Annotated in this window: 6 protein-coding genes; 2 read left to right on the top strand and 4 right to left on the bottom strand. The window is 57.8% G+C overall.

The features are described 5' to 3' along the window. Positions 1–1362 (top strand): peptidase (locus tag BJL95_RS09425; protein ID WP_175463680.1); only part of this gene is annotated, 1362 nt, incomplete at its 5' end. A 93-nt stretch (positions 1363–1455) separates the two neighbouring features. Continuing rightward, positions 1456–1665, top strand: coding sequence for a twin-arginine translocase TatA/TatE family subunit (gene tatA / locus BJL95_RS09420; protein ID WP_071157414.1), 210 nt, complete (start codon positions 1456–1458; stop codon positions 1663–1665). 187 nt (positions 1666–1852) lie between these two features. Here tatA and BJL95_RS09415 read toward each other — a convergent pair whose 3' ends face one another. The 4 genes from BJL95_RS09415 to BJL95_RS09400 all read right to left on the bottom strand — a co-directional run bounded on the left by BJL95_RS09415 (position 1853) and on the right by BJL95_RS09400 (position 9432). Continuing rightward, positions 1853–4363, bottom strand: a complete 2511-nt coding sequence (locus BJL95_RS09415; protein ID WP_175463679.1) for a PASTA domain-containing protein — start codon at positions 4361–4363, stop codon at positions 1853–1855. Between the two features lie 788 nt (positions 4364–5151). After that, positions 5152–5916, bottom strand: coding sequence for a hypothetical protein (locus tag BJL95_RS09410; RefSeq protein ID WP_071157410.1), 765 nt, complete (start codon positions 5914–5916; stop codon positions 5152–5154). Between the two features lie 387 nt (positions 5917–6303). Then, positions 6304–7893, bottom strand: coding sequence for a hypothetical protein (locus tag BJL95_RS09405; RefSeq protein WP_071157408.1), 1590 nt, complete (start codon positions 7891–7893; stop codon positions 6304–6306). Positions 7894–8070: 177 nt separating this feature from the next. Further along, complete coding sequence (locus tag BJL95_RS09400; RefSeq protein ID WP_083385846.1) at positions 8071–9432, bottom strand: hypothetical protein; 1362 nt, start codon at positions 9430–9432, stop codon at positions 8071–8073. Between the last annotated feature and the right edge of the window lie 88 nt (positions 9433–9520).

Raw genomic sequence — 9520 nt, 5'->3', positions numbered from 1 at the left:
GCCGGCGAGCCGGCGCTGGCCGATGCCCGGTTGCTGCGTAGCGCTGGCGAGCCGGTATGGCTGGTCGAGGATACTCAGGGTTTGCGTTACGCCTTGTCGGCCGTCGACGGCGGATTGCGGGAAACCGATCGAACCCAAACGTTGCGAATCGCGCAAAACTGGTTTGTGGCCGAGGGCCGCAATCCGGCCGAGCTGATTTATCTGGAAAGCGTAGAGGCACCGGCGATCTTGCGTAACCGCGACACTTTGCGGCCGTTTCACCGCATCGCCAGCAACGAGGGCGACGAGTTGTTGATTTCGGCGCGGACCGGCGAGGTGCTGCACGCCTCCAGCCGCTGGCAGCGCGGCCTGTTTTGGGCCGGCAACTGGATACATTTATTCAAACCGCTGGATTTGCTGGGGCTGGGCGATATTCGTCATGATGTACAGCTGTGGTCTGGTGCCGGCGCCACGATCGCCTGCATCACCGGTTTGATTATCGGCTGGTTGCGCTGGCGGCCAGGTTTTGGCGGCAAGCCGACCTATTCGCAAGGCCGAACCCAGCCTTACCGCGAATTCTGGTTCAAATGGCACTTTTGGACCGGTTTGATCGGCGGCACCGTGGCCCTGAGCTGGGCGCTGAGCGGATTTGTCGATACCAATCCCGGCAAAATCTTTTCCAACGGTGAATACAGCAAGGCGGAGTTAAAGCGCTACCTGGGCGCCGAAGTGCCGGCGACAATGTTGGACTGGCGACCGGCGCCGTTGCGGTTGGCCGGCACCGGTATTAATGTGGTCGAGCTGAACTGGCGGCGTCTGGGCGGCGAAACGGTCTTGTTGGCGCAAGGCCGCGATGGCTTGCGTTTGCCGCTAACGCCCAACGGCGCCGGCCCGCGTTTCAGCGAAAACGCGATCAGCGACGCAGTCCAACGCTTGGCGGGTGACACCAAGGTCGCGGCAGTCAAAATATTGGACGACTACGACAGTTATTACTACCCGCGCCACCATCAAGGCTTGGTCGAAAAACCGCTGCCGGTGGTGCTGGCCGAACTGGACGATGCAGCCGGCAGCCGGGTTTATCTCGATCCACAGGACGGCCAATTGCTGGCCAAGCTGGACCAAAGTCGCCGGGTGTTCCGCTGGCTGTATTCCGGTTTGCATCATTGGGATTTCGGTTGGCTGTATTACCGGCCGTTGTGGGACATCTGGATGCTGACCTGGGTCGGATTTGGCTTGGTGCTGGGGGCCAGCTCGCTGGTGATCGGTTGGAAGCGTTTGGTGAAAACCTTTGCGCCGAAGAAGCGCCGGGCCAACGCGGCAGCGCCGGTCGGCAACCCGGCGCCGAGTCCCGCTGCGACCTTGGCAACCGAAACCGCCGATTGAGCGGGCTGATAACGGCACGAGCAGGGTTTTGTGATTGGGGTTCAGCCGTTTGGGCCGGACCCGGCTATCGAATTTTTTTAATTGAGGTGAAACATGGGTTTGAGCGTACCGCATTTGTTGGTGGTGTTGGCCATCGTGGTCTTGGTGTTCGGCACCAAGCGTTTGAAAACGGTCGGCGCCGATTTTGGCGATGCGATCAAAGGCTTCCGCAGGGCGGTCAAGGACGCCGAAACCGAAGAAGCCCAGCCGTCCGGCGGCCTGTTGAGCACGGCGCAAGCCGAAGAGCGCGAGTCGGTCGGGTAAGTGAGCGGTAACGGCGGCGGATTTGGCGTATCAGGCGTCGCGCGATCCCCTCGGAACGTCGAAATAGGCGAAATACCGCCGTTTGCTCTATCCGACTCGATACGAATCGTTCCGTACGCCTACCGGGCCGCGTTGCACTGGGCTTACGGAATCCGGCGCACGGAACTGTCGGCGTGATGGGGTCTTACTACAATGGCTGACGCGGATTGCCACCACCCCCGCGGCCGCCACCGGTGCCGGTACAGGTCGATACCGATAGTTTTACCGCCGTACCCGGCGCTACGACCGCACCGATGGATGGGCTTGTACTCTGAACCGTACCGGGATCGAGACAGGTGTTTACGTAGGTGATCTCGCCGGAAGCGAGGCCGGCGGCGTTGATGGCATTCATGGCCGAGGAAGCATCCCACGAACGTACATTGGGTACGGTGACTGCACCTAGGGACACGGTAATGTCGATCGGCGTCCTTGTTGCCACCGTGCTTCCGCTTGCCAGACTTTGGGCTATCACCGAACCCACTGATGCGAAGTTGACCTCGCGCGACACATTGCCCACGCGTAAACCGGAATCCGATATTGTCCTACGCGCGGCATCTTCGGATAAGCCTGTGACGTTGGGAACATTGGAGCCGACGGTCCAGGTGAAGGTGATGGTGTCGGATTGATGGTTGGCTGAGGTGACCATCGCGGTGATCTTCGAAGACGTTATCGAGTAGTCGGACGGCGTACCCAATATCCGCCCGTCGGATGTTGCGTAGAGGCCGCCGGGGAGGCCCGACACCACCCAGGAATAGGGCGCAGTCCCGCCGTCCGCCGTCAACGTTTGGTTTACCGGCGTCCCTGCGATAGTCGTGACATCGCCTGGTGATTGTATGAGGGGGCGGCTGCCATCGCCACCGGCACTGTGCACCGCTCCGCTCGTCAGTACATCGCAGCGACCGTCGCCGTCGGCGTCCTCTAGCGTGACATCGGCTAAGCGGCTTGGCGACTGTTCCAAAAACACCCAGCGACCGCCAAGCCGCGTCGAGCGATACCACCAAGCCACGCCGGTGGCTATGAAGTCGTCGTCCTGGCCGTCGGCGTCGAAATCGCAACGTTTACGTGCGTCGAACGTGTTGAGCCCGTATAGGTTGTCCGCCGCCTGCAGTCCCGTTTCCTCCTGGCTCATCGCACCCGGCGATACGCCTCCATTGATCCACTCCCATTGGTCTTGATGCGCGAACACGTTATGTTTCACGTCCATTCCAACCGAGAAGGAGCTTGGCGACTCGGATGCAAGAGCTGGCGTACCGCGCAGCTTGATACCGGTGCCGGCCGTGTAAAGGATGGTGTTGAACTGGATGTCCATCCATTCGCCCGCCAAGCTGCCGAAGCCGTTGTCGCCCCTGCCGTGCATATCGATCTGGTGTGTATGGTAAATATGGTCGTCGTCCACCACACCGAGTTCGTTAAGCGGGAAGGTTAGCACGCCAAAAACAATGTCCCAGACATTCACGCAATGGAAGTGGACGCCGCCGTGCTGAAGGACTAGATTGCGATAAGCCTTATAGCCCGAACCGTCACGGCCGTCGCCGGCGATGGCGTGGCGGTTCCAATCGAATACGTTAGAGTCGATCAGCGCGTAGGCGCCGTAAGACACTTCCACGCCATAGCCGGCCGCATGACTGCCTCCGTCGATCAGACACATATTGCCGTTGGGGTGCTGATTATGATGAATGTAATTGTCGTTTACCCGCACCGTGTCGGCATTGTCCTGGGCGATGCGGTTGTCGGGGTCGCGGATGCTGATACCTTTGCCCCGCCAGTGGTCGATTTCGTTGTGATCGATCTCGACGTTTTGGCTGGAACGGACAACTATCGCGGTAGCCTCGGGCTTGCCTACGGCTGTGAACGGGTCGTCGCTCATTCCGCCATCGAGACGGATGCCGGTGATGCGCACACCGTCACTTGGACCGTGGGCCTCGTCGCCGACGTGCAGCAGTTCGGAAGGAAACGTCCTGGTGTACAGACGGGGGCCCGCATCCCGGACGCTACGATCGCCGATTATCTGTACGCCTGGGGCGACATAAACGCCATCCAGACCGCTCAGGTCCATGTCGCCCTTGATAATCACGGTTTCGTTCGGTGTCCGTAGGGCCCGCACAAACAGGCGCCGTGAAACCGGATCGTTGCCGAGCAAGGTAATGGTTGGGCGCAATTCGCTGTCGTCGGGTAATGGCTGGGGGTTCCAAGGCTCGACCGCTAACGGAAGCGAAGCCAAGGTACGCGAACCGGCGCCGTTTACGGCAACCAACGCGACCGTGGTAGTCGCAGCCGGAGTCACACTGACGTGGCCTTGAGTACTCGTGTGCGACGTAGTGTTAGCCTGCAGTTGGTCGTCGGCTTGAATCTGGAGGGTTACGCCCATTCCGACACAATAGCTCGAAAGATTGGCCATCCAAGAGACTTCTACGGACTCTCCCCAGACTACGCTAGGCCGAGACAACGTTACCGAGCCGCCGGATAGCCTCAGGCACTCGTTCATGTCGAGGGCTTGGTCGGCGCGGGTTTGCTGCCAGTTTGCGAGTGTACCAATCGCCAAGAGCGTTACTGCGGCGGCACGCCAGGGATTTGGCCCCTTCGTTCTCGAGGTAAACATTTTTATGACGCTCGTCCCGCCGAATTTAAGCTTGCTCAACCGGAAATTATTTCCTTTCACCAGGACTTCTTCAGGTCGATCGGTTGGACAGACTGAATTAACAGGTAGCGGCCACACTCTAACGCAGAGCGGGATAAACCTTGGATGGAAGTAAATCATGACTCCTCCTTCAAAAAAATAGGGGGTAATGCCCTATGCCGCCCAGACCGTTCTACCTAGTCCAGGATTAAAAACTGTCATTCGATCTGAAAGGTCGTTTGTTCGCGATCAAGTCCGGCTGCTAACAGAGTTGTACACAGCTTGTTGCTTGGTCACACCTTGTCTAATGTTCGATAACGCTTGTTGAAAACATAGTAGCGGCGGCTTTAAGGCAAGCGCCGTAACTCAGTGCGCTCTAGCTTACACAAGGTGTTGTTTGTTAAATATCCTCTGTGTGGGGGGTATTTAATCGTGGGGCCCTTAAGTATTTGGATGGCCTTTGTCGGTCGATGGCGGGCGGGGAGGGGGGCAGGAACGCAACATTGCCGACTTGTTTTGCCGCGGAACTAAAAATTCGCTAAAAACCGGGGAAATATGTCGATTCAACTCAACGTTGTGGTGAATTTCGGCGGGTAGAAAGGAGCATTACGCCGCAGGTAATGTAGTTGTTGAATTTGATAGCCAAATTACGATTGAAGGTTGCCGGGTGACGCCGCTGAATCGCGATGACGCTCGAATAAGCAAGGGTACGCGACACACTGCGATACCAACCCGCATAAGGCGGAACACAACATGGTTTTGCCGGATGCTGGCTTCGATTGCGAATGACGGTTGAATTGGCCGGCTTTCGCGTCGGTTTGGCGGAACGCCTACCGGCTACGCGGGCTAAAACGGCGCACAACACCACCCCAGGCTAAGCCGCTTAACAAAAGCAACCACGCTGCGGGCGCGGGAACCGGCATCACACCGTAAGTGATGCGAGACACATCCCAACCCGACCAAGCCTTCACGGTGCCGCCCATGTATCTATTACCTCCGGTCAGGGTTACGCTGGAAAAGGGGGTGTCCGAAACCAAGCCCAGAAATGCGCGTTGGTTCGAGCCGGTTAAATCGCCATACGAATTTATGCCATTTGTCGAAGCGGAAACACCGGCCACATCAGTGCTGATATTGAAGGTTGAATTCAAGGCAATTACTACACTGACTCCGAATGAATTAATCGGGGTTGAAAATGTGAGTGTCACGGAATCGTTGAGTTGCGTTAAGCCGCCCGGTTGGAATGCCGTGCCGTCGCCTGGGGGGGTCAACACAGGGTTGAAACCCGACCAGGCATTGTTGACAACCTGCCCCGTCGTATCGTTTGGCAAGTTAGGATTGGCACGATTAAAGATACTAAAGGCATAGGTAATACCATTGATGATGTCACCTGAATGAATAGTGCCAACCGGCATATTGGCTAATTCATTGACGACCATGGTTTGATTGGCGGTGGCATCGGTGAATCTGGCGCTGACCGGTAGGTAAGGATTATTAGAGACTATGTTGTAGTTTGAGAACGTTGTCACTGCTGCCGTTGCGGTATCACTAATGGCAACAACCGCGACTGCCATTGAAAATAAAATTCCTGTTTTCATAAATTCTCCTCGCGTTGATTTTCAGGCGTTAAATCCGTATTTAGCCTATCAATTGCCCTGATCTTGTAACTTCACATTAGATTAGGAAGGCATTGACAAAGCAATTTGTGATCCACTTTGCCCTGTCGGCGGTGCTAGATTTCGAAGTTTGAATATGCATGTTTCATTGACCTCGCAAGCACATTTCCAAGCATAAATTTGCTGGAAAGTGCTTGAACGGTATCAAAGAAACGTAAATTTAAGCTTAAAGTACCTTACTCTTTACGAGGTAATTTTTCGATGGCAAGTAACCCTTGGGTCAATCGCAAACCCGATGTCGGTTTAATATCAATTTTTGGACATAAGCAAAACTGGAGGAGGTGTTACCGATGGGCCGGAATCCTCTCTTCACCGCCACCCCGAAACCACAAACCGTAATTTCCCGGTAATACCCGGCGCTTTTTTGGCGATAGTGGGGATCGGGATTTCGACGGTCAGCGAGCCGCCGGCCTCGACAGCTTCGTGTTCGTCTTGGGTGATAAGCCGAATGTCGGTCGGTTTGGATTTGGCTTGGCTCCAGTGCCATTCGATTTGTTTGGCGGGAGTGATGGCGATGATCGCGGTGTCGCTGAACAGGCGGGCGCCTTCGACGTGGGAGTCGAACAGCCAGCCGTCCACCAGGTATTCCTGCACGCCGATGCCCAGTGTGACGGCATAGGTCAGCGTGTTGTCGGTTTGATCGACCTTGGCCCAGTTGGCCAGGAACACGCTGGACAGATATACGCTGCGTTTCTTGTGTTTGACGATCTCGCCGTGACCGCGAATCGCCGCCGAATCCTCCTCGGCGGTGCGCCGGGTCAGCAAGCCGCGCATTTTACGCGGGGCGGCTTGCAGTTCGAAGTAGTAGTCGGCCTCGACTTGATCCGCCTGACCTTGCAAGGATTCGGGCAGCGTGACGCCGGCGACGTCGAACCAGATATCGACCCGCAGATTGCCGAACAGGAAGCGGGTGAGGTTTTGAAACGCTTCCTCGGAATTGACGATGCCGAAATAGCCGGAATGCGAGCGGTAGGTGTAGGCCTTGGGGCAGGGCAAGGTTTGGCCGGCGCGGTCTTGACCGGTCAACACCGCGTTGGCGACCTTGACCAGGCCGTCGCTGCCGTGGCCGGAAAACATCCGCGACAAGCCGGCGGCGACGTTGTAATCGGCGCGGTTGCTGCCGACCATGCAGAAAAAGCGGTCCGGCGGAAAGTGCCGGAGCAGATCGACGCGTTCTTCAGCCAGGTACTCGCTATCCTTGTCGAGATTGAGATATTCGGCCATGCGCGGACGGCTGAAATTGTTCATGTCCGCCGTTTTCAACCAGTCGGGTACGTTGACGCCGGCCAGTTCGATGCCGTTGTGCGGGGTAGCGTAGGTGAAGACTTTATCCACCCAGGCGCGGGTTTCGGCATCGCCCAGCGCCGGATTCTGCAAGAAGGCCCGGCACACCAGACCGCCCATCGAGTGGGCAACCAAATAGCATTTGAAGTCGGTGTCCGCGATCGCTTGGCCGGCTTCGTCGCGCGCCAGGTCTCGGACGCGCTGGATCAGTTTCCCCAGGCCCTCGGCATAGGTTTCGATCGGCGAGGATTTACCGCTACCCAGCAGGCTGGAGCCGTCGTCGTAGTAGCGGTACACCACTACCGAGCGGTAGGGGATGGTTTTGTCTTTCGGCCAGTCCCGGTCCATGATGTCCAAGCCTTCGTCGTAGACGTCGGCGTAACCAAAATCCGAAATCAAGCGGACCACCGGCGATTCGAAAATGAATTTCCGGGCCTTGGTATCTTTATCGCCGGTGCCGGCGCGGACCACGGTGGAGCCGGCGTTGAAACCGCAAAACGGATCGGCGGCGGTTTCGTCGCGTTCGGATTCGGACATCGCATAGCCGCGCACATAGATGATCGGATGGGCGGCGGGGGCGACGGCTTGTTGCAGGGCTTTGGCGGTGTCGGACATGGTTGAGGCTCCGTGATTCAATGTCGGGTGGTGGTCGTTGGCTTCGAGTTTCGGTTTATTGTTCCCTCGCCCCTCCGAGGCTGTCGTATTAGTCAAAATACAACCCTCTCCTCGCGGGAGAGGGCAGGGTGAGGGAATTAAAACAATGCGTTACCGGGCAGACTGACTTTCCTGGACTCAGTGCCCGCCGGCACAGTCGTCGCGCTTGCCCAACAACTGCATCGCGATCAATTTGCGGTAGCTGGTGGCGTGGTGTTGCAACAGGATGTCCGGGCGGTCGCCGATGGTGTAGCAATCGCCGCCCTTGGTCAGGCCGAACACCGGGATCAGTTGGCCGGCCAGCGTGTAGTTCAGCGACTTGGGTTTTAGATCCGGCAGCTCGATCGCGGTATCGCCAAAGTAGCGCTCGACGGAGGCGGCGATGCCGGTTTCCTCGAAATCGTCGGCCAGGTGGCCGGTAAACACTTCGGCTATCGATCCGCGGATGGCGTTTTTGGCGCTGGTGACGGCATCGATGACATGGTCCAGCGGCCCGCCGACGCTGACGTTGTCTTCTTCGACGAATTCGGCGACTTCCGAGACAGTTTCCAGACTGAGAGGCACTTGCGGGACCGGGTCTCTGTCGTTGTTGATGACATAAGCGGTTTCGGCGGCGATACGGGCGAAATCCTGGGAAAATTGCAGATTGCCGGGCTTGGGCTGGGCAAACAGATAGGATTTCAGTGCCGGCTTGGCAGTGAACGCCAGTTGGTAGGGATTGCGCTCGTCGTTGGTGGCGTAATACAAAAAGGCGTGAATCAGCGTGGCGACCGCCGCGCCCTGACTGTGGCCGGTCACCGTGATTTTGGTAATCGCTTGTTGGGCCAGTCGCTGCTGTAGTTGCGTCAGGATACCTCGCTCGGGATCGAACAGTAGCGAAAACGCGGCGTAACCGAAACCCAGGTGAACTTCGGCGTCCGGGGTGGCGGCGAACACGATGGGTAGTGGTTTATTCTCGGGGTACTCGACGCCGGCGTAGGCGGGGATCGTCGTCGCGTAAGCGTCCGCCAAGATGCTGCGCCGTTCGCCGACCGTGCCGCGTATCGCAATCGCGACATGGCCGGGATCGCTGGTCGATTGCGCCAACAGCCAAGCGTTGTTCAACGGTTTCAGACCGTTGGTCTTGATGTCGTTGGGGTTGTCGCCGTGCCCGTCCCACGGCCAGATCCGGTTCCATTCGGTGTTGCCGGGTTGGCGGCTGTCGTAGGCCAGTTGCCAGCCGGCCGGCTTGGCTTGGTATTGATGGTTGGGGTCGGGCAGATTGGGATTATTGCGGTCGTCCTGGTTGTTCAGTTCTATGCAAAGCTCCAGCAACGAAGCGGCTTCGGTGGCGTCGAAGCCCCCCCAGGCCGGCCTTACCGGCGGCAGGCCGCTGTCTCGGAGTTGTTGATAGGCTTCTAGCGAATAATTTGTCGGCATCGTCGTGCATCCGGTAATGATGAATGGAATCAGGGCCAAACCCAGCTTGTGGGCAGTGCAGGCGTTATGGCGTCGTGGCATGGGCTTCTCCGGCTTGGGCTTTTACGCACCATTGGGCGCGCTCGGTGACGTGGCGGGCGACGACGCCTGCGGCGGTTTCCACCAGTTT

Source organism: Methylomonas sp. LWB, from assembly GCF_001856095.1.
GTDB classification, from domain to species: Bacteria; Pseudomonadota; Gammaproteobacteria; order Methylococcales; family Methylomonadaceae; genus Methylomonas; species Methylomonas koyamae_A.
The sequence above is the reverse complement of the archived record's forward strand: the minus strand, read 5'-3'. Positions and strand labels throughout refer to the sequence as shown.

What these genes read in the sequence shown, in the direction of transcription:
- tatA (WP_071157414.1), top strand. Translation starts at nt 1,456, where the DNA reads ATGGGTTTGAGCGTACCGCATTTGTTGGTGGTGTTGGCCATCGTGGTC.
- BJL95_RS09410 (WP_071157410.1), bottom strand. Translation starts at nt 5,916, where the DNA reads ATGAAAACAGGAATTTTATTTTCAATGGCAGTCGCGGTTGTTGCCATT.
- BJL95_RS09405 (WP_071157408.1), bottom strand. Translation starts at nt 7,893, where the DNA reads ATGTCCGACACCGCCAAAGCCCTGCAACAAGCCGTCGCCCCCGCCGCC.
- BJL95_RS09400 (WP_083385846.1), bottom strand. Translation starts at nt 9,432, where the DNA reads ATGCCACGACGCCATAACGCCTGCACTGCCCACAAGCTGGGTTTGGCC.